We start from the raw sequence: 22,081 nt of genomic DNA, 5'->3' as shown, positions 1-22,081 counted from the left end.
TTGTTAATCGTGGATACCTTCTAAAGTGTAAGTAACCGGTAACTGCCAGTCTTTAAGGGAGTGTAAGCTGCGTTGCTTGTTAACAGTTTAAACTCCCTTGGTTTTCCTTAGTGTGTATTTTTTTCGTTATTTGATTAAATAGAATGAACTTAATCGAAGAGATCAAATTTAGATTCTCTGTATCAATTTCATTCACTATTAAGGTCGAAAATCATGATCACTAAATTATATGTAAAATCAGCTATTGCACTTAACGAGTTCAAAAAAGATCAACGTGGTGTTACCGCTATCGAATACGCAATTATTGGTGTAGCTATCTCATCTATCGTATTAGCTGTATTCAATGGTTCTTTGCGTACTGCACTGACTGACGCAATAACTACAATTACGACCAATATTTCATCAGCTAATACACCTAACTCATAAGTTATTTGATGGCATCTTATTTGTGGCTATTTTTAGCCACATTGTCCGTATTTATCTGTATTTCAGATTTTAAAATAAGGCACATATCTAATTTTAATTGCGTGTGCATATTTGTATTGTGCTTGCTGATTTTTATTAATAACTACGATTATTTGAGCATCATTAATTCAAGCTTGGTTTTAATCTGTGGGTTCATGCTCAATCGATTCAATATGATGGGTGGCGGAGATGCAAAACTACTGTTTGCTTTCTCAATTGCAATTTCCCCAAGTTATTTACTCTTGACCATTATGGTCATTGTTTTTATTGGTGGTTTACAAGCTGCAATACTCATTCTTTTTTCTTGGTACAAGAAAGAACCTTATACACGCGGTGTACCTTATGGTTTCGCTATTTGTGTAGGAGCTTTATTTGGTATCGCTGCATCAATTTAGGAACGCTGTGTGAAGTCTAAACTCATTTTAAGCCTTGCTATCGGGTTAATTATCATCGGTTTATATGGTATTGCTGGTAGCTTAAGTCGTCCGGAAACCAATATTCCCGTTATCGAAGCATTAGTCCAAGACACAGATGTCGAAAAGCTAAAGACCTGGTGGTTAAAAAACGATGTTGAGCGTGGTGACATTGTAAAGCGTAGTGATTTTGAAATTCGGTATTTACCCGAAGCAGAAGCGAATAAAAATGGGGTTGATACCGAGATGAGTATCAATTTTTCGTCTGGTGCTGTTTATAGTCAGAAGCTCAGTAAAAGTACCTTGTTATTTCCTGACATGCTGGTATCTCCACAAGACCAAGGATACATCGAGCTAGTGTTAGCTCCAGACCGTGTCCCTTATGTATTACGTGTACCAGCTGAAGCTGTTGTTGGCGGTGTCATTCGTCATGGCATGCGTGTGGATTTGGTAGCGCTAACATTACCGCAGTCACGTATGAGCATCGAATTCGGCGCTGCTGCATCAAAGACGGCAAGAATGATCGGTGTTAATCCGGTGCTTTTAAACATCAAAATTCTTAAAGTTGTAGAGCAAGTGCTTACCGACAACAGCGAGTTAGAAGATGTACCTGCCAATGTTGACATCATATTAGAATTGACAAGAAAGCAAGTTGCTAAGGTTACCGTTGCGAAGCGAATTGCTGAAATAGAGGTACATAAATCAATCGGGGATTATACTGCCGGTGATCTAAAGGCGGATGCTGGTGATGTATTACCAGATTTCAAATCCGTTACTGAGATGCGTGCTAATCATGTGGTAATAAAATAAATGAAAAATATAAAATTAAATATGCAGCTTCTATTTAGAATATTGACCGCATTATGCTTATTCACACTGCCTAACCTTGCTTATGCGGAAAAATGGATTTATATCGATAATGGTGATGCGCATACAGTAACAACTAAGCGTGAAATTGGCACTATATTTGTTAGCGATCCAAGTGTGGCTGATTACCAAGTTATTGATAAGAACAAAGCCATTATTTATGCCAAAAAACGTAGTCAAACACATCTTGTTATTTTTGACGAAGATGGAGAAATCATACTTAATTACAAAATAGTGGTTGCTCGTAATCTTGCCAGTATCAGAAACAAAATTCGTAAATTATTTCCTACGCAAAAGGTGACATTGACTAATGTGGATACACAGGTGTTGGTGCGAGGCATTGTCTCTTCTCAGGACGTGTCAGATAAGATTCTGAACCTTGTATCAAAGTCAATAAATGCACCTAATAGTGGAAATATAGCGGTATACGATACGCAGAATAAAATAAAGAAAAAAACGTACCCAGGTCTATTGAATGAACTTGAGTTGGCGGTAACCAAACAAGTAAATGTTAAGTTATCGATTGCAGAAGTTTCACATACTTTCCTTGAACATATCGGTGTCGAATATGGCTCAATATTAAATGCAAATTTCACGGCTGGCGAATTTGTTAAAAACTTAACCACAGGGGCTAGTAGCGATATTGTTTCTTGGCTTTCTGCGAGTGGAAATGACTCGTTGGGACAAATATTAGCTGAGCCTAATTTATCTGTGATTTCTGGTGAGTCTGCTGAATTTCTAGTCGGTGGTGAGCTACCTGTGATTTTCTATCAAGATGGTGGAACGAGAGTCACATATAAAGAATATGGCATCAAACTCACTGTCTCTGCTGAAGTACTGCAAGACAGTAAAATCAGACTATCTCTTGAGCCTGAAGTTAGTAATTTAGATACTCAGTTTGCTGATACTACATATGATTTACCTGCACTTAAAACACGTAAAGCAAGCACTACTGTTGAATTAGGCGATGGCCAGAGCTTTTTACTTGGTGGACTGATGAGCACTGAAGATAAAGAAGTATTAAAAAAAGTGCCTTTGCTTGCAGAGATCCCGCTATTAGGTGCGCTATTTAGGAAGACGGAGACAGAGCGTAATAAAACGGAACTCGTTATTGTTGCGACTGTTAATCTTGTTAAGCCTATCAGCGCAGAGCAAATTCAACTTCCGACGATGCGTAGAACTACAACCCTAAGCCGTTTCTTTGCTGTGGAGCAGGAATTTTCGGTTGAGAGTGCTAAATGGACTAAAGAGTTGTTGTCAAACGGAGGGTTTAAACTATGAAACATATTAAGGTATTGATTATTAGTAGTATCTTGTTTTTGACAGCTTGCGCTGACCGCGCCGATGTTACGAGTGGTATTGGCGTCGATATCACACCAATACATTATTCATTGTCGCTAAACTTGAACAAAAGTAAAAGTCTAGATGCAAAAAAGAGACTTGATTCGTTCCTTGTCGAGCAAAAAGATAACATCTTGTTTGGTCACATACAAATGTATGTCAGTAATAATACCGCGTACAAATTTGCTAAAAAAGTTGAATCTAAATTGCATGCACAAGGTATAGAGGCCTCTATGATAAGCATTGCCCGTGTTAAGCAGCCTATCAAGCAGCGTTTTGATTATGTTATTAGGGTAACGCGGCATCAAGTGACAGTACCCATTTGTCGTCCTGACCAATTAGGTGATTTTAATCATAATCAATTAGGTTGTACGGTCGATTCTATGCGTTGGCAGTTAATGAGTAATCCCGAAAATATGTTGAATCAATTTGAAATGGATACTCGTCCATCAAAGGCTTTGTAATGCTTGATATTGTAGATCTACTCAAATCAAAAAATGATGAAAAGGTAAAACATGAAGATACTTTTTCGGCGGTTTTATTTAACCAAACGGTAGAGTGTAAAGAGTTAGTAGAAGAAGCCTTTCGTTTTGAAGGTATTACTACGCCAGCGAGTATCGAGAATACCGATGAAAATATTCGTCGCCATGTCAGAGAATCCTCTATAGAAGTGGTGCTGGTTGATCTTAACCGAAGTCAAAATGTCACTAAAGATATGGAAAGGATCTCACACCTACTACCCAATCATGCCTCTGTTATTGTAATTGGTAGTGAGGATGCGATATCGACAATCCGAAATCTAAAGCAGATGGGGTTTTATTATTTATTTTGGCCAATTACGAAAGTTGAGCTTGTCGACTTTGTAAAACATGTTTATGAAAATCGTAAAAAACAAGCTGGGCTTGGCAAGAATAGAATCGCTAAAAAAGTGGCAGTTTGGGGCTCTAAAGGTGGTTTAGGGACGACCTTGTTAACCAGTGAAATTGGTTTAATCCTAAGTGACTTAAAAAATAGTTCATGCGTGATCGTCGATCATAATTTTTCTGGTGGTGATATTGATATATTTTTAGGTATTCCTGACTTTGAAAAAAGAATGGTTCAGAAAGGAGGGATGACGGCTGGAATGGACTTTAGTTATGCAACAAGCATGACGAGAAAAGTTAACGATATGCTGTCGGTATTATCTATTGAATCCGCCGAGCTGAATGAACTTGAGTTGAAAGAATATATTCGTATCTTTGCAACCGAATTAGCAAAACAGAACAACTTTATTCTAGAAGATCTTTCACGTTCAGTTAATAGTAAAAAGGATCTGCTTTATGTATCTCAGGAATGTGACATCTTTGTTTTAGTTATTGAACCAAGCGTGGCGAGTGTTAGAGAGGCCTGCCGTCTTATTTCTGAATTAGACAGAATTGGTTCACCACTGCGGTGTATTTTAGTGATGAATTACACCCGACCTGAAATGTCAGCCAGTATCAGCAGAGCGGAGGTCGAGAAGTGTTTAGGCCAAAAAATTGATATTGTATGTGGTTTTGATAAAAGTGCAGCGAAGGACATTATTGAAGGTAAGCATATTTATCAACTCAACAGCGCCTTGTCTAGTAATATCCATAAATTAACTGGATTGATCCTTGGTCAAGAGAGTCGTGTCACTAAACCCTTTTCAATTAAGCAGTTATTTAAGGGTCGAACGTAATGGAAATGTCTGTTTATGCCCGTTTGAGGTTACAAATTTTCGATGCGCTTGAAGTTGAAGCGGTTAATAGCCTTACTAAAGAGCAACTAGCAAAGCAGTTGTCGGGTGCTATTGATTTGCTGGCTGAACGACAAGGATTAGCAATAACTGTATTGATTCGAGCTGAATTTGTTAAAAACTTAATCGATGAGATTCATGGCTTAGGTCCTTTGCAATCTCTGATGGATGACGAGAGTATCAGTGACATTATGATCAATGGTGCGAACCAGGTTTATATTGAACGAAATGGCTTAGTTGAGCGTTCTGCAGCGTCATTTATTGACGAGGCACAGCTACTTCAAATCGCAAAACGTATTGCCAGCAGGGTGGGAAGACGTGTTGATGAATCACAGCCAACTTGCGATGCGCGTTTAGCTGATGGCAGCCGTGTGAATATTGTTATTCCCCCTGTGGCGATTGATGGTACATCTATATCAATTCGTAAATTTAAAAAAAGCAGTATTGGTTTAGAAAAACTAGCCGAATTTGGTGCTATGTCACCAGAAATGGCGCAATTACTGATGATCGCGGCACACTGTCGTTTGAATATTCTGATTTCAGGTGGTACGGGGTCGGGTAAAACCACGATGCTGAATGCACTTTCGCAGTTTATTTCTGAAAATGAACGAATAGTGACAATTGAAGATGCAGCCGAGCTTAAGCTTCAACAGCCTCATGTTGTAAGACTTGAAACAAGAACCGCTGGTATTGAAGGCAATGGTGCGATTACACAGCGTGACCTCGTGATTAACTCACTGCGTATGAGACCTGACCGGATCATTGTCGGCGAATGTCGTGGTAGCGAAGCGTTTGAAATGCTGCAAGCGATGAATACGGGACATGACGGCTCAATGTCGACACTACACGCGAATACGCCAAGAGACGCACTTGCACGTGTAGAAGCCATGGTTATGATGGCGACCAATAATTTACCACTTGAAGCAATTAGAAGAACGATTGTGAGCGCTGTCGATTTGGTTATTCAAATTAGCCGTTTGCATGACGGTAGCCGAAAAGTAATGAGTATTACTGAAGTTGTCGGTTTAGAAGGCAGTAATGTGGTGCTCGAAGAGATATTTCGTTTCCAACCTCAAGCTTCGCAGGGGCCGGGCGGAAAGGTGAGTGGTAACTTCATTACTGCTGGTTTGATGCAGCGTTCTGTATTGATGGAAAAGGCGCGCTTTTTTGGCCTTGAGGATAAATTATCTGCTGCATTTAGAGTCGGAGACCCCGTATTTAGAGCAGGGGAAACGGCATGATAGCCAGTTTATGTCTTTGTTTAGGTGGTATTTTAGTGCTAGTCGCATTGAAACCTAACCAGAAAAATAAACAAAAATACCTAGCGCATATAAATCGTTCTGTGCTGGTTAGCTCTATGGACGAAAATCAACAAGCATTAAATTTTAGCTCGCTGACAGCACTGGACTGGAAACAAAAGACAGTAAGGCTGGTGAATAACCTAAAGCGTTATCTTGGACAAGCTGCACCTCTAAAAGCAGCTTTGTTTATGATTATTATCATCGTTTTATCACTGTTTGTGAACAAAGGTTTTTTCCGAGTACACTGGCTATTTGTTTCTGTACCTATGTTAATAGTCTCTGTTGTTGTTGGTTATTCATGGCTTGCAAATCGGGCTAAGAAAAACTTTGAGGCTTCTTTTCCCGATGCGCTCAATATGCTCGCAAGTGCTGTGAGTGCTGGTGAAAGTATTATGCACGCGATTATTTTTGTTGGCCAATCGCTAGACAATGATGTCGGTCGAGAGTTTAAATTGATGGGGGAGCGACTCCAGCTGGGTGAAACACCTGATAAGGTTTTCCAAAAGTCTTGTGTACGCTATCCATATCCAACTTTCCAGTTTTTTGTCATTACATTGCGTGCAAATATGCAGCGTGGTGGTCAACTTAAAGAGATTATAACGCGACTTAATCGTTTAATTTTTGATTCGAACGCGATAGAAAAAAAGAAATATGCAATGACATCGGAGGCGAGGGCTTCCGCTAAAATTGTCGGCGCTATTCCATTTATATTCCTGTTTATCTTGCAATATTTAAGCCCTGAAAACTTTGAGTTTGTGATGTTTAGTGACTCAGGTAAACCAATTCTTTATTACGTATTGGTGAGCGAACTTATCGGTATGTCCATCATTTGGTCATTAATGAAAGGGGTGAAATAATGCTTAGCAGTCAAAATGAGTTGTTCTTATTACTGATATTAATCACGTCTGGCGTGGGCTTACTTGGTTTTTATACGTTTGTTTTGTGGAGGCGTAGCAGCAAGCTGTCGAAGCTTAACTTTGCTAAATCAGATGAAGGGGACATACCCTATATTAAAAAGGCTGAAGCTCAGATTCAAAAGGCACTTAATGATCGTAAAAAAACCACTAAAAATGCATTTGAGGCTGCAGGTTTTTATCATATTTCTTGGGCTGAGCATTATCTTAAGATCAAGTATGCTTTGCTTGTTATTGGTTTGTGCGGGTATTACTTTTTATCATTAAACCAGTCGATAGAGATGACTCAACATGTGGTATTTATTGCTGTATGGGTGCTGATATGTGTGGTTATACCCGATATATATATTGATTATAGAACGAAGCAGCTACGTCATAAAATTGCAAACAAGTTACCTTACTTATTAGACCTCATGGCTGTTTGTATACAAACAGGTATGACTATTGAGTCTTCTATGCGCTATTTATCTAAGGAGATGGCTGCATTCGACAGAGATATCAGCTATTTCCTTGATAAAACAAATGATCGTTCAAAGATTGTAAGTTTAGAAAAAGCATTAGATGAGCTGTATGAGTTAGTACCAAGCAATGAAATGCGCAGCTTTGTCGTCACCCTTAAACAGAGTCTTAGATATGGCACGTCTATATACAGTATTTTAACGACGCTGGCGAAAGACATACGTGAACTGCAAATGTTAGGCATGGAAGAGAAAATTGGTAAGTTGGCTGCAAAAATGTCAATCCCATTGATTTTATTTATTATGGTTCCGATTGTTATCTTAATCGCGGCCCCGGGTATTATGAGGTTAGTGCAAAGTGTATAGATATTTGACTTTTATATTGATACTGCTCGTTTCAGGTTGTGCCGCTAATAACAATGATTCGATCTCCAATTCACTCGATTTTTATGAACAAACTCAAAATAATCACAAAATGATTGAGCTATATAAGGCCGAGTTAAAGGCGGAAGAGAATGACATGCTCAGAACGAAGTTGGCGAATGCTTACTTATCGATTGATGACTATGAATCAAGCTTGTTTACGTTAGCGCCTTTATTGAAACAAGGTGAAGTCTCTATCGATATATTAGAGATAAAGGCAAAAGCATTATATAAAAGTGAAAATTTTGATAATGCATTACGTACATGTGAAGAAATAATAGAGAAAGTTGGCGTAAACCCTGAGATTGAAAACTTAATGGGGCTGATTTATGCCGAGAATAATAATTATGCGCAAGCAAGAATTTATTTTAATCGTGCGAGAGCACATTTTCATGACGATATTATTATTCAAAACAACTTAGCTGTTTTAGATTTACTTGAAGGAAATCCACAGGCTTCAATTACACGTTTAATGCCACTTTATACTAAAGATCCAAGTGATATTAAAATAAAGGCTAACTTGATCATTGCTTTCTCTCAAATTAATGATGTGAATGCTGTTAGAAGTATTTTAACTTCAAGTTATTCGCAAGATGAAATAGACGACATCGTCACCGCATTAATCGAACTGAAACCCCTACCGTGAGACCTCTATATGAATAAAGCATTAAGGACCCAGAATGGCGTAGCGACCATAGAGTTTGTTCTCGGGCTATTTCCATTTTGGTTATTAGTTTGTGTTTGGGTTGAAATGAGCTACGTGTCTTATATATCTGGATTAACCGACTTAGCATTGGCTGAATCTTCTCGGTCGGTGAAGAAAGATGAAGATGGCTATATGAATCAGTTTCGGCAAAGTATAAAAAGCAATAACACCCTCTGGTCGCAATTTCTAGATACGAGTAAGTTTAAAGTGTCTGTTCACTATATTGCTAGTTTGAGAGAGCTTAAGAATATCACGTCGGTTTGCGAACCAGGTGAAGATGAATTTAAAGAATGTGGTATCGAGGTGAATAGTGCCATTGCAATATACCGAGTCGAATATAACTATAACCCGATGTTTAACTATTTTTTAAGTGATGATCAACTCTTAGTTCGAGAATCAATTGTGATACAGGAATATGAGCGCGATGAATTTAAATTATAAACAAAAAGGTAATTTCACCGTTGAATTTGCAATTGTTGGTGTCGCTTTTTCCTTCCTTATTATATTTAGTGCTGATGTGATCGTTAAATTATCGCTGAAGGGAAAGCTTGACCGATTAAGTTATTCTGTGGCCAACATTCTTAAAGAGCGTACCCAGTTCTACAACGACAGTTACACACTATCAGAGGCTGAAACCAGTACTCTAAATACGATTGCAAAGCAAAGTATGCGCAGAACCTCACAGAATTTTGATGGCAAGCGATGGGGTATGCATATAGAAGCGTTGCAATTTAACAGTCGGGATGAGTCGGTTGTTGTTTCATTTCCTGAAGGAACTCAACCAATTACGCCGAGTATCGGCATGGATTCTCTGAGAAACTTGGCTGTGATGACGAGTTGGGGACGCAGAGCGAGCATATACCGGGTTACCATGGTTTACAGAACTGAAAACTGGTTTGGGGCGTTGATAGGTGAAGAGTTTAATACCGTATCATCTAGCGCAATAATGATAGGCCGATAATGATGAAAGCATATTATAAGCGCCAACAAGGGCATGCAGCATTACTGTTTGTAATGATAGTTCCTGTTTTGTTTGGTATTTTTGCTCTGGCGACTGACGGGGTGCGTGCTTTACAGAGTAAAGCACGGTTAGGGGATGCCGCGGAAGTTGCTATTTTAACAATCGCAGCAAAAAATGCTGATAACACTGATGTAGATTTTGATGGTGCTGGTTCAAAAGTAAATAGGGATATCGCTACTCGTGTTATTTCAAACTATTTTTATAATCAGGATACGATATTACCCCAAGACCTAAAAATTAGTAAATTAGCATGTAATGATATACCCGAATGTCTTGCAGGGTTAAGAAAAGGGGAGAACCGTTTTAACGAGTACCGTATCGAGGCTAAAACGAAACTCAATACATGGTTTCCTGGTAATGAATCTATTGTCGGCTTTGGTGATACGTTTACAGTTGGGCATGCAGCAAAAGCGCGGAAGTATGTGAATAAAACCGTTGATGTTGTGTTCGTTGCCGATTTTTCAGGGTCTATGAACTATCGTTGGAACGGCAGAGTAAAGATTGATACGCTTAAAAACGTCATGGGAAATATTGTAAAGGAAGTTGAAAAGTTTGATGAAGTTACTGACGGAAATAATATGGTCGGTATTGTCCCTTTTAATTGGTATACCACGGATGAGAAAGGACATAGTTTGCAAAATGCTGGTCTTTATCCGGATGTGACTATAAGGGAACTTTGGCATAAGGGGATCTATAAGAGTAGGCGTTACGATGATCGCTCATCTTTTCACGATATCCCATTAACCAATAACTATAAAAATTTTATTCACCAATTCAATAGTTTTCGTGCACATCATGGTACGGCTTCTTTCGAAGGAATTATTAGTGGTGCTCAGATGTTAAATGACGAGGGTAAGAATGCAAGACGATTACTCATCGTTCTTTCAGATGGAGACGATGGACATAAAACAGCTGTTCATAGGGCCTTAAATGATAGGGGCTATTGCAAACAAATAAAGCAGAGGCTTTCGGAAGGAAAAAACGAGAAGGGAGAAAGTCATACGGCTAAGTTGGCTGTTATTGGTTTTGGTTATCCACTAAGTGATAACGTAGAGCTAGCGAGGTGTGTCGGCATTGATAATGTTTATAAAGCCGAAAATGAACAAGAAATATTAGATAAGATCCTAGAGCTAATATCTGAAGAAATCGGTCATCTAAAGTAACTGTGAATGAATGGGAATATATGAAATCTAAAATAGTGTTGTCGTTATTAATATTATCAGCTTGTACAAGTGCCTATGCAAAGGCAATGAAACAAAACGAATTTATCTCTTACTGCTCTAGTGAGCAGCTAGAATATCAACTAGGTGTTCACATGGGCGAGGTAAATACGGTCCACGAAAAGCAAGGTCAAATGATGTTAGTTAAGGCTAGCAGCGAGACTGACTATGTGTTGAAACGCATGAAAGAGAGCTTCCGTGATTCGGGCTTAAAAGAAGAGTGCGCTGAATATTTATATAGAAATAGTGGTCTTAATTTTACTGAGGGTAGTGGCGATATTTTTGCTCGAGTTAACTTTTCTTTTGATGAAGACAAGTTAACAGGCGAAAGTCGACACATTTTAAATGAGTTAGCGAGTAGCCTGAAAGACTCAAATACTGGTTTACAATTGACTGGTCATACCGACTCTATCGGTAGGGACATCTATAACTATGAACTCGGTATAAAGCGTTCTGAAAGCGTGAAGACATACCTGATCGAAAATAGTGTTAATTCTCAGGGGATATTGCTAGATTCAAAAGGTGAAAAAAAGCCTGAATTTAACAATGATACTTCAGAGGGGCGTGAAAAAAATAGGCGCGTAGATATTGAGTTAACAGAACTCTAACTGCGGTTAATAAGAGTTGTGCTTGTATTGACGCAACTCAGTTTTATCTTTATTAACACTCGACAGGCTCGGGTTTACTTGGGTTTACTTACATTTACTTAAGATTACTTAAGTTTACTTAAAGTTTGAAAGGGTTAATCTCGATATACTCATAGACTTGGTCTAGTAAGTTAAGAGTAGTGGAGAGTGAAACCCTTATGATGAAGTCGATTTCTTTTATATTCAAGCAACATTACTTTTTCCCACTATTCTTTCTTATCTTTATAACTCCCTCTTATGCTACTTGTAGCACCAAACATGCTGTAACAGGTATGCTTCCTTATCAGAATGAAGCAATCAAAATTGGTGTTGTAAGCGGTAGCCTATACGCAAGAAAAATTGCGAATGGCGATTTTGCCTATAAAATTATAGAAAAACCACTAAAAAGCTGTTTAGGCGTTGAGACCCTCATTATTCAAAAGCCCCTAGCTGAATTGCTTGCATTGGCTAAGAGTGGGAAAGTAGATCTGATTTTTGATCTTGCTAAGAGTAAAGAACGAAATCAATATTTAGACTATTCAATAAGTGTTAGCGATGAAGCTCCCTATATAGTAAGCAGTAACTCGTTAACGAATAGCCTGAAATCAGGTCAGTCAATAGCGACACTTAAAGGTTCTGCTTGGATTGAAATGACCAAAGTTTTTTTAGAATCAATAGGGTTTGAAAATAATATAAAGCTAGTGGGATCTATTTCTGATTTGAACAAAGAACCGTTGTTTGTGTCGGGTAGTTCTCATATTACAAATTACCACGGTTTTAAAATGCCGATATCGGAAATTATGGGCAGCCATATTGCGGTTATAAAAAGCAAAAGTGACATATTATTGCCAGTGATAAATGAGATTATCGAAGGTATCGATAAAACTCAATTGGAGAAAGAAATTATCGGCTTTAATAATCAGTATTTGTCATTGTCGAATGCAACGTTACAGAATGGTAATGATATCAATGTATTAATGGATTTTCACTTATTTCCTTTTTATGCCGATAAATATAACAACCTGTTGATATTCAACAAGTATAAAAATCTTGCCGATGAGATCTATGGCATTAATCTTATTGATCAAGATTGCCATGATGATAACTGCTTTAAATTATATGGCGATGACGTAAAGATGGCTATATACGATAAAGAGAAATTGAGCGATAGGTGGCCCACTAATAGTTTAGGGTTAGTTCGTATTGTACTGTTCAAAAACACTGACATTAATGATGTAAAACGAATTGGTATAATGAAAGAGATGCCAAGTGACCTGCGTTCTCCGTCAAAAAAATATATAGAGTTTTTACATCAAGAAGAAATGGTCGAATACTTTATGCAAGGTGGTATTGATGCATTTATTTCGACAAATTTAGATGGGAAGCTGTTACTCGCGCAGAACCCAGGGTTAAACTTTACTGAAGAACAGTTGAGTTTTAAATCTGTTGTATTTTTAGTACCTAAAGAGCATCCAGACAGCAAAGCCTTACTGTCAATCCTAAATTCACTCATCGAGATATCCAATAACACAGGGTATGTTGCAGTCGATAAACATGCTAGAGAGCTTACTTTACAGTCTGTCATTGACGGTAAAAAGGAATTGAGATTAAGAGATTTTTATTCTTATATAATATTATCTATAATTTTCGTTGTTTATCTTTATTTTGTTTATAAAAAAGTGACTGTTGACCCCCTCACAAAACTATTAAATTCGAGCTTGATGAAAAAGTATCATAAGAAAAAAAGTTATAATTATATCACTTATATTAGTATATCGAATTTAGAAAGTATTAAGAAAGTAGAAGGCGTTGAATATGCTAATAACGTAATTAAGACTTTCTCAAGCATTCTTGTAAATAGTTTTCCTAAGGTTGATAAAATATTCAGGCTTTATGGTGATCACTTTGTTGTCTTTTCAAAAAATAGCTCAGTAGAAATTCTCGAATACAGATTGGGGATATTGAAGAATAACTCAGAGAAGCAAAAGGTGATATTTAATTGTGGTGTAAAAAAAATGACCTGCGATATTAAATTAGACCTGATAGCAAGTACTGAAGCTATGTATGCTAACTCTCTTAATGATGGCGCTTTATTTTATTCTTACGAAAATTCAAAAGAAGTACAAGATTACATCAATAAAAATGTAATTAAAGAGGTTATTACTCAAGCGTTAAAATACAAAAGTTTTAGTGTTAACTTTCAGCCTAAATTCGATCTGAAATTAGGTGTTATATACGGTGCTGAAGCCCTCGCTCGCCTCTATGTAAATGGACAGCATTACTCTCCCGCGGTATTTGTAAATTATTTAGAAAAATGCGGAAGAGTACCAGAGTTAGATTATCTGATTTTAGAAAAAACGATAGATTTCATTAAGATAAATAACATTTATGATGTTGTTTTTTCGGTTAATGTGAGTTCTGAAAGTATAGCTTGTGAGACGTTTAAGAAAAAATTCAGAGCGATATTGACTGAAAATGACATGATCAAAAATTTGGAACTAGAAATTATTGAATCAATAGCATCAGAGCATAAAAATGCGGTTATTAGTTTTATTACAGAAATAAGAAATGATTTTGGTGTGCAAATTTCATTAGATGATTTCACTACCGGTAACTCATCGATGATCCTGCTCAGTGAGTTCAGGTTTGACTGTATTAAATTAGATCGAAGTTTGTTTAATGCAATGCATAACAATGACAAGTTCAAGAGGTCGGTTAAAAATTTAATTAAAGAAATAAGAAATTTTAGTGATGATATTGTGTTTGAAGGGATAGAGAATGAGGAGGATGAGTCGCTTGTTATTGAACTTGGCGTAAATAAAGTACAGGGATGGAAGTACTCAAAGCCTATAAGCCCTAGTGATTTTATGATTATGATAATTGGCGAAAATGCTAACTTATAATCAATACCGAGACAACAGTAATGATGAAAAATAACCATGTTTAATAGAATGATTAATAACACTTTTGAAGAATTGTCAAAAAATATATACTTACGAGGACTGTGTAATACGTTTATTATGTTGTTACCAATTCCAGTTATTTCAGCATTATGTGAAGTTTTATCGTCTTTTTTTGCGGGGGGGGAATTTCATCGGTTTAGCTTGTTTATGGAACTTGTTTCCGAAAGTACACGCTCGCTATATCCAGTATTATTATTGACTTATTTTTCTTTATTTCTTTCTAAAAAAGAAGGTGTATCGCGCATTTTGGTAATCACTTCATCTTTAGTGATCGTTTTAATTATATGTAAAACGTGTAAAGTGATAGACAGCACTGCGTTGCTTAATATGAATATCCCATTTTTTATGGCCGTATTAATTCCAGTATTTGTTTCTAAACTTATCTTTTATATTCAGAGCAAAAAATGGTTTATGCGCTCTGAACTACCCTCAGTGATAGATCAGTCGATAAACCTTGTTGGCATCACTTTATTAGTGATTGTCATCATAGGGCTTCCTGCATTCTACTTGTCTTGTTTCGTGATGACTGAAACAGTGAATTGGTTTATTCATTATGATATTAACCCTATATTTAATGCGCTTATATTAGAAACAAGTCGGAATCTGCTTTGGTTCATTGGCATGAATGGCCATGCTGTACTTTCTGGTTCTTCTGCAGGTCTTGATTGCAGCCATTCGGTAGCGATTACTGACATTCAATGCCATTCTGTGCATATTGTGAATAGCCTTTTTTTGACCGCTTATGCGTCGATAGGTGGTGCTGGAAATTCGTTGAGTTTAGTTATCTGTATGTTATTAACAAAAAATAAAGGTTATCGTCGACTTGGTGCTGTGTCATTAATATTTAGTTTTTTTAATATTAATGAATTAGTGATATATGGCTTACCTGTCATGTTTAATCCAATTTTAATCATTCCCTTTATTATGGTTCCCATATTATCTCTGTCTCTTGCCTATTTAGTGACGACACTAGGTTTAGTCACTCCTGTTACGATTCCAATTAGTTGGATGACACCGACATTATTCAGTGGCTATTTATCTACAGATGGTGATATGAACGCAGTCGTGTTACAAGCGGTCATTGTCATTCTCGGTATTTTTATCTACTACCCATTTTTTCGTCGGATGGATAGTATAAAAATGGCAAATATTGTGTATTCCAAGTCTATTTCGGATAACTATTTTGATTATGATAAATCGGACGAAAGTAAATCGATAGGTGGCATGTTACCAGCAATGAATCAGAATATTCTCGCTCAGAATCGTATTAATAAACTGCAAAGGAGTGGGGACTTTGTATTATTTTATCAGCCTCAATATAATTTTATCACTAAAAATATTGTGTCTATCGAGGCATTGATTCGACATAGAGATCGTCAGGGTAAAATAACACCACCAATATTTATAGATGATTTTAATAAAGTGGGATTGGCTTCAGTACTCGACTTTTGGGTATTGCATCGGGCATTGACTGAAACCGCGACGATCATTAAGGAATTTGGCATTACAGTTTCAATTAATGTATCACCAGTGACATTTATTCGAAAAGATTTTTTTTATGCTGTAAAAGAAGAAATTGAAAAGGTGGAAGTCCCTTTTTCTAGCATCATTTTAGAAATAACCGAAGATGTATTGATTAAAGATGAGTTTAATACAGCTAAAACGATTAAAAAGTTTAGAGCTTTGGGGGTTAAAATTGCTTTAGACGATTTTGGTTCTGGTTATTCATCATTAGGTTATTTGTCTAAATACAAATTTGATATCGTTAAGATTGATCGCACGCTAACAATGAATACTTATAATAAAATAGGGGCGGAACTGTTCTCGTTAACATGCCAGATTGTAAGAACGCTAGGCGCCAAAATAGTTGTCGAAGGTGTTGAAAAACAATGTGAAGTTGAATTGATGAAAAAAGAACAGATTAATACTGCACAAGGATTCTTTTTTTCGAGACCAAAGCCAATAGAAAAGATAGATTTTACTGAAAATGTGCAGTTATAAATTTAATTTGGATGTATTATGAAAAATTTACTTTTTGTATTTTTAACTTTGTTAATAGAGGTTAATTGTGCTTATGCAAAAAGAGAAACCTATGATGTGGGTATTGTTAAACGAGACAAGATTAGTGCGTTTGTTTTCCAAAAAATATCAGATGAATTATTGATTGATTTTGATTTTCATTATTATGAAAGCTACGATGATATATTGTATTTGTTGAATACAGAGTATTTGGATTTTACTGCCGATATTACATATACATCTGAAAGATCGTCTTTTCTGGATTTTACTGCCCCTGTGCATACCGATTTATCGTACATTTTCACAAAAAATAAATTTAATAAATCAACTGTTAATAAATTTTTAACACCCAGTGGGTCAACATATCATGATTTTCTAAAATTACAGTTTTATAACAAGTCTTTTGCTACTTATCAGGATATTGATTCTGCATTTGATTACCTTCAGCATAACGATGTAGACGTCGTTATTGGCAATTCAGGGATGCTTGAACTTGCACTTAAAAAAGGTTTTAAAGCAGAGAGAGTATCAAGTGTTTTTGATATGACTCCCGTTTCGATTGCGACTAAACATGGAAAAAATGCCGATCTACTTGATGAGATTAACCGTCTGCTCAGTGAAAATAAGCTACAGCATCAGGTCGCGAATATTATTAATAAAAATGAGCACAATGTTAGACTAAAGTCGCTACGACAAAAGGTTACGAGTAGTAGTGTGGATACCAATCATGTCATTCAATTCAAAGTCGAAGATTTAGAAGAAGATGGAAGTGCACCAATCAATGGGTTGAGTCTTTCTCTTGTTAGGAGAGTTTGTTTTATACTCGGGTTTAAGTGCCAATTAGTGAATGGCGTTGATGAACCCTGGGCAGATATTTATAACGACTTAGATAAAAAATCAATTGATATGGTAGGGGCGATGACTATTACTGATTCTCGTAAAGAAAAATTCTATTTTAGTGAACCCTATTACAAACCTCATTTACTATTGATCAGTCGTGCTGGTTACAAAATAAATCAATATCATCAACTATCTGAATTAGTTGGTGAGCGGATAGGCGTTGTAGAGGCTGATTACTTCGACGATGTTATTACACAGCGATTACCTAAAAAACCTTTATCTAGATTTTCAAGCCAAGATAAGATGGTTGAAGCTTTACTTAATGGAGATGTAGATTACGTCCCAATAGGGGAAGGTAATTTCAATAAATTAATGACAACAGAGCGTAGAATTCTACCTGTATCTCAGGCTAAATCTATATCTACCGAAATCTCCACGGGTGTATCTATGGCCTTTCAACGTACAGCGCTGGGGAAAGATTACGCGATGCTGTTTTCTGAAGCGCTTCCTCTCGTTAATGTGAAGCACATAGTCAACTTTCATGGATTACAGCCTGATTGGAAATCTGCTTTGTTAGCAGAAAAAAAATATATTCGGTTTACTCAGGTTTCTTTTACTTGCGTTGTTATGTTCTTACTTTTATTTACCTATTATTTATATATTCAAACTACGACAGATTTGTTATCTAAACTAGGTAACCGACGAGCACTGACTCGTAGGTTCAAATCTGGGGTTAAAAGTGAGTGTGTTTTTGTCTATATGGATATTAATAATTTCAAAAGTATTAACGATAATTATGGTCATCATGTAGGAGACTTGGTGCTTGTCGCACTTGCTCAGCATATTCAACGTTATTGGCCAGGAAAAGCATATCGTATTGGCGGGGACGAGTTTGTACTTACCCTCAATAAAATAGTACCTGAAGTCTCTGACTCATTTACGCGTTTACAGCGATTCAGTTTCAGTATTAAAGAAACGGGTGAAAAGCTTGATGTCTCTGTATCTTCTGGTATCTCATTGAGGCGTGAGAGAACGATATCATTGCAGGCGTTATTACGCGATATAGATCATAAAATGTATAATAATAAAACATCAAAGCAGAATTAGTTAGTTTTTGTTATCGATTTAAATTAACTATTTAACGTCGGTAGTTCGTATATATTGATGAATGTGCTCCTAATAAATAATAAATAATAAATAAATAATAAAGATATAATAAAAACACATATAAATGGGTGTTTTTATAAGTGTATAATATATACGGACATTAATAATTATGCTCGAATATAAATATAACTATAGGTGTTTATTTAAAATGGAAGAAAAAGATAATAATGACTCTACATTTATTTCTTCAGTAGATATATGCATAATAAAAGAAATCGGAAGTATATGTTAGACATTGTGATCGTAGATGATGACCCGCAGTTTCGAGAAATGTTGTATTATTTTCTTTCTGAAATAGAAGGTTATAATATCGATTTTTTTGATACTGGTGATGGTGCTGTGGAGTTTATTATTGAAGCTCAGCCTAAACTTACTCTTTTAGGTATACAGCTTCCACATACTTCAGGCTTAAGTATACTTAAAACTTTAAAAGAGCAGTTTTTTGATGGCCCAATCATCATGGTGACTGCCTACGATACTGAGTTAGCTGAAATAAACTCACTTGCTTTAGGGGCTGATGATTACATTACTAAACCGGTTCGCATTAATGTTTTAAGCGAAAGAATAAAGCGCCAACTAAGACTGTATCATTTAGCATTAGGTTGATGCTCACACATCTTATATTTCCACGTTTATAGAAATATCCTTGACATAATTTACTTTCAAGTCTATATTTCCAATATTCTAGAAATATAGAGATTTGAGTTATGTTTAACATTACACAAGAAATGGTGATGGATACCTTAGGAATGTTTGGCTTCTTAGCCGCAGAGTTAACGGTACTTTTTTTACTTATTAGTTATGCAGTGGGTGTATTGCAAGAATATATTCCGCCAGCCAAGATCCAAAGTCTCTTGAGTGGTAAGTACGGCAAGGGCTATATCCTTGCTGGTTTGCTAGGGGCTATCACGCCGTTCTGCTCATGCTCAACAATTCCTTTTTTGAAAGGTTTGTTACGTGCTAAAGCTGGGTTCGGTACTATGATGGTGTTCTTGTTTGCCAGTCCGCTATTAAACCCCATTATTATCGGCCTGTTTGCTGCCACTTTTGGTATTAAAGTTACAGTTTTTTACTTTACCATCGCAATGGGGGTATCCGTTATTGCGGGTTATACCTTGGAAAAACTCGGTTTTGAAAAATATGTCAAGCCACAAGCGTATATTGAACCTGCACTTGTAGGAAAGTCGCAAGGGTGTGCATCTACCTGTGGCGGAAAACAAGCACCGATAAGCAAGTGGAAGAAAATTTGGCTAACTACATGGACTGACTTTAAGAAGGTATTACCTTATTTAATCGGTGGCATCGCACTGGGTTCAATAATTTATGGTTTTATGCCGACAGAATTTGTGGCTAGTATTGCTAGTGAAGATAATCCATTTGCAATTCCTGTTGCAGCCGTCATTGGTATTCCACTGTATATTCGTGCGGAAGCTGTAATTCCATTAAGTGCAGCGTTAGCAGCAAAAGGCATGAGTCTAGGTGCGGTAATGGCGTTAATTATTGGTAGTGCTGGCGCGAGTTTAACGGAAGTTATTTTACTTAAATCTATCTTTAAAAACCAGATGATCGCCGCATTCTTATTCGTGATTTTAGGGATGGCTGTAGGAGCTGGCTTCCTTTACCAATTCATTTTTTAACCTGTATTTTAATAAAGTGGGCGGCACTAGTTATGTTATAGTGCCAACCGTTTAAAATTTAGCAGAGACAAAAAATGGATTTTATTCATTCACAAAGAAATAACGGTTTTACACTCATAGAATTAGTTATTACTATTATTGTTCTTGGCGTACTTGCAGCCGCTGCGATCCCTCGTTTTATTGATTTACGTGGCGATGCGAAAAAAGCTGCGGTTGAAAGCTTTTACGGTAGCCTTCAGGAAACAGTAAAGCTACTGCATATGAAAGCGCAAATTAAAGATATATTGGGTGATAATGAAACAATCAAAACTGAGTATGGTAATTATCAGTTTTATCGTGGATACCCGGAAACTAAAAGTGAAGCCACAACGCCAAACCTTTACTTTATTGAAACCTTTCTTGCGTTAGGAACTCCTGACCACGTAACTAAAAATAATACGACAAGAACAGCGATTCATGCTGACGTTAGCGTATATGAAGACAATGGTCATTCGCGTATCGGTTATGGCACGGGTAATTTAATGAATGATCTTTGTTATGCAGAGTACCGTCATACCAGTTCAATTCAAGAATTTACCGTTACAACGAGTGGCTGCTAATTTTCAGAACTAACAACTTGTTATGAATTGATGCAGCAATCGGTATGGTCAACGAGCACACCACCGATTGCTTCCGTTATCACGACGTTAAAGCACCAACCAAGGTTAGCATCAGCTAGATGTGATCGCTTGAGTGATGATCTTGGGTTTACCTGCTTGTGTAGCCAAGCCTGTCCATATAATACTCATGCTAGCTGTGATAATTAATGGTATATCCCAGCTTCCAGTCATTTCATGCAGTGAACCAAAAATTATTGGGCTAGTTGCTGCAAATAGGTAACCTATACACTGCGCCATCCCCGACAATGCAGCGGCTTGATGCGCATCATGGGTCCGTAGACCTACAAATGATAAACCGAGAATAAAACCACCCCCACAGCTAAAACCAAACATCATCACCCAGATAATAGCGTATTGGGGCATCATGAGTAATCCAACAATACCAATGAATGCGAGAATCGTCATTGTTAAGCTAAGTGAGCGTTTATCTTTTAGTTTTGCCATTAATGGGATCAGTACGATAGCGGGTACTGCAGTTGCGAGTTGCAGGATACCGTGGATATAACCCGCTTGATGTTCAGAGTAGCCATTATCAATCAAAATACTGGGTAGCCAGGCGATAAAGGCATACATAATAAATGAGTTCAAAGCCAAGAACCCTGAAACTTGCCACGCTTCCGCAGAGCGCCACAGGTAGCTATGACTGTCAATTTCGGGGGTATCAAGGGTTGGTCTAGTGTGGCTGCTCATTTGTGGTAACCAAATCAACATGGTTACCACCGGAAGTATAATTGTACCAGCTAATGCGAATGCCCAACTTGGGATGACGGTAACATTAAGTGTATCAGCCAGATGAAGCATCGGGATTGTTGTACTAGAACTGATACTTGCGCCAACGCCCATCACCAATACGTAAATAGCGGTTAATGTGGGTACTTTATTAGGAAAGTCGCGTTTTAACAGGCTAGGTAAGAGTACATTACCTATCGCAATGCCGATACCGATGACACAAGTTCCTAAGTACAGGGTGAGCGTTGAGCCTGCAGAGCGAATGATAATACCGCTGGTGATGGCGAGTAGTGCTAGCATTAATGATGGTTCGAGTCCTATCTTGCGTGCTAACCCCGATGATATCGGTGAAAAAATAGCAAAGGCGAGCAATGGTAATGTGGTTAGCATACCTGCCTGTGTTGCGGATAAAGCAAGATCGTTAGAGATGAACTCTAAAATTGGTCCAATGCCGGTTATTGGGCCTCGGAGGTTACTGGAAATCAGTAAAATACCGATAATAACCAGTACGGGATGAACAATATTACGTGTATTCTTATGTGACATATTTCTGTCC

21 protein-coding genes are annotated in these 22,081 nt (G+C 37.2%); 20 read left to right on the top strand and 1 reads right to left on the bottom strand.

Annotated elements, in window-relative coordinates:
• Positions 1-213: 213 nt before the first annotated feature.
• From HWV02_RS17935 to HWV02_RS17840, 20 genes are all read left to right on the top strand, one after another.
• Positions 214-426, top strand: a complete 213-nt coding sequence (locus HWV02_RS17935; protein WP_211689038.1) for a Flp family type IVb pilin — start codon at positions 214-216, stop codon at positions 424-426.
• An 8-nt stretch (positions 427-434) separates the two neighbouring features.
• Positions 435-860 carry a prepilin peptidase gene (locus HWV02_RS17930; RefSeq protein WP_211689036.1) on the top strand — a complete coding sequence of 142 codons (426 nt, stop codon included), beginning with the start codon at positions 435-437 and terminating at the stop codon, positions 858-860.
• A gap of 9 nt (positions 861-869) precedes the next feature.
• Positions 870-1,688 (top strand): Flp pilus assembly protein CpaB, encoded by an 819-nt coding sequence (gene cpaB, locus HWV02_RS17925; RefSeq protein WP_211689034.1) that lies wholly within the window; start codon positions 870-872, stop codon positions 1,686-1,688.
• Complete coding sequence (locus HWV02_RS17920) at positions 1,689-3,026, top strand: type II and III secretion system protein family protein (protein ID WP_211689032.1); 1,338 nt, start codon at positions 1,689-1,691, stop codon at positions 3,024-3,026.
• The gene (locus HWV02_RS17915) at positions 3,023-3,550 is read left to right on the top strand and encodes a hypothetical protein (RefSeq protein ID WP_255550533.1); all 528 of its coding nucleotides are present in this window, start codon (positions 3,023-3,025) and stop codon (positions 3,548-3,550) included. The genes HWV02_RS17920 and HWV02_RS17915 overlap by 4 nt, the downstream gene beginning before the upstream one ends.
• Positions 3,550-4,785, top strand: coding sequence for a chromosome partitioning protein ParA (locus HWV02_RS17910; RefSeq protein ID WP_211672762.1), 1,236 nt, complete (start codon positions 3,550-3,552; stop codon positions 4,783-4,785). The genes HWV02_RS17915 and HWV02_RS17910 overlap by 1 nt, the downstream gene beginning before the upstream one ends.
• On the top strand, positions 4,785-6,083 hold the full coding sequence (locus HWV02_RS17905; RefSeq protein ID WP_211689030.1) for a CpaF family protein: 1,299 nt from the start codon (positions 4,785-4,787) through the stop codon (positions 6,081-6,083). The genes HWV02_RS17910 and HWV02_RS17905 overlap by 1 nt, the downstream gene beginning before the upstream one ends.
• Positions 6,080-7,000 carry a type II secretion system F family protein gene (locus HWV02_RS17900; RefSeq protein ID WP_211689027.1) on the top strand — a complete coding sequence of 307 codons (921 nt, stop codon included), beginning with the start codon at positions 6,080-6,082 and terminating at the stop codon, positions 6,998-7,000. Before HWV02_RS17905 ends, HWV02_RS17900 begins: the two co-directional genes overlap by 4 nt.
• Positions 7,000-7,881 carry a type II secretion system F family protein gene (locus tag HWV02_RS17895; RefSeq protein ID WP_211689026.1) on the top strand — a complete coding sequence of 294 codons (882 nt, stop codon included), beginning with the start codon at positions 7,000-7,002 and terminating at the stop codon, positions 7,879-7,881. The genes HWV02_RS17900 and HWV02_RS17895 overlap by 1 nt, the downstream gene beginning before the upstream one ends.
• A 4-nt stretch (positions 7,882-7,885) precedes the next feature.
• Positions 7,886-8,584: a lipopolysaccharide assembly protein LapB gene (locus HWV02_RS17890; protein ID WP_211677037.1), complete on the top strand. Its 699-nt coding sequence runs from the start codon at positions 7,886-7,888 to the stop codon at positions 8,582-8,584.
• 9 nt (positions 8,585-8,593) lie between these two features.
• Positions 8,594-9,085: a TadE family protein gene (locus HWV02_RS17885; protein WP_211689024.1), complete on the top strand. Its 492-nt coding sequence runs from the start codon at positions 8,594-8,596 to the stop codon at positions 9,083-9,085.
• Complete coding sequence (gene tadF, locus HWV02_RS17880) at positions 9,069-9,605, top strand: tight adherence pilus pseudopilin TadF (RefSeq protein WP_075471057.1); 537 nt, start codon at positions 9,069-9,071, stop codon at positions 9,603-9,605. The genes HWV02_RS17885 and tadF overlap by 17 nt, the downstream gene beginning before the upstream one ends.
• A complete protein-coding gene (locus tag HWV02_RS17875; protein ID WP_255550532.1) occupies positions 9,605-10,828 on the top strand; it encodes a pilus assembly protein in 1,224 nt (407 codons plus the stop codon). Before tadF ends, HWV02_RS17875 begins: the two co-directional genes overlap by 1 nt.
• A 20-nt stretch (positions 10,829-10,848) precedes the next feature.
• A complete protein-coding gene (locus HWV02_RS17870; protein WP_211677034.1) occupies positions 10,849-11,493 on the top strand; it encodes an OmpA family protein in 645 nt (214 codons plus the stop codon).
• A gap of 197 nt (positions 11,494-11,690) precedes the next feature.
• Positions 11,691-14,414, top strand: a complete 2,724-nt coding sequence (locus HWV02_RS17865) for an EAL domain-containing protein (RefSeq protein ID WP_255550531.1) — start codon at positions 11,691-11,693, stop codon at positions 14,412-14,414.
• Between the two features lie 36 nt (positions 14,415-14,450).
• Positions 14,451-16,475, top strand: coding sequence for an EAL domain-containing protein (locus tag HWV02_RS17860; protein WP_211689022.1), 2,025 nt, complete (start codon positions 14,451-14,453; stop codon positions 16,473-16,475).
• Positions 16,476-16,493: 18 nt separating this feature from the next.
• Positions 16,494-18,440 (top strand): GGDEF domain-containing protein, encoded by a 1,947-nt coding sequence (locus HWV02_RS17855; protein WP_211689020.1) that lies wholly within the window; start codon positions 16,494-16,496, stop codon positions 18,438-18,440.
• 285 nt (positions 18,441-18,725) lie between these two features.
• A complete protein-coding gene (locus HWV02_RS17850) occupies positions 18,726-19,106 on the top strand; it encodes a response regulator transcription factor (RefSeq protein WP_211672755.1) in 381 nt (126 codons plus the stop codon).
• Between the two features lie 101 nt (positions 19,107-19,207).
• On the top strand, positions 19,208-20,137 hold the full coding sequence (locus HWV02_RS17845) for a permease (RefSeq protein WP_211689018.1): 930 nt from the start codon (positions 19,208-19,210) through the stop codon (positions 20,135-20,137).
• Between the two features lie 74 nt (positions 20,138-20,211).
• A complete protein-coding gene (locus HWV02_RS17840) occupies positions 20,212-20,736 on the top strand; it encodes a type II secretion system protein (protein ID WP_211677030.1) in 525 nt (174 codons plus the stop codon).
• Positions 20,737-20,847: 111 nt separating this feature from the next.
• On the opposite strand, the gene HWV02_RS17835 is transcribed toward HWV02_RS17840, so the two are convergent.
• Positions 20,848-22,071 carry a CynX/NimT family MFS transporter gene (locus HWV02_RS17835; protein ID WP_211677029.1) on the bottom strand — a complete coding sequence of 408 codons (1,224 nt, stop codon included), beginning with the start codon at positions 22,069-22,071 and terminating at the stop codon, positions 20,848-20,850.
• Positions 22,072-22,081: the final 10 nt, after the last annotated feature.

This window comes from Moritella sp. 28 (assembly GCF_018219435.1).
In the GTDB taxonomy this organism is placed as follows: domain Bacteria; phylum Pseudomonadota; class Gammaproteobacteria; order Enterobacterales; family Moritellaceae; genus Moritella.
This window is presented reverse-complemented; position numbering and strand designations above follow the sequence as displayed.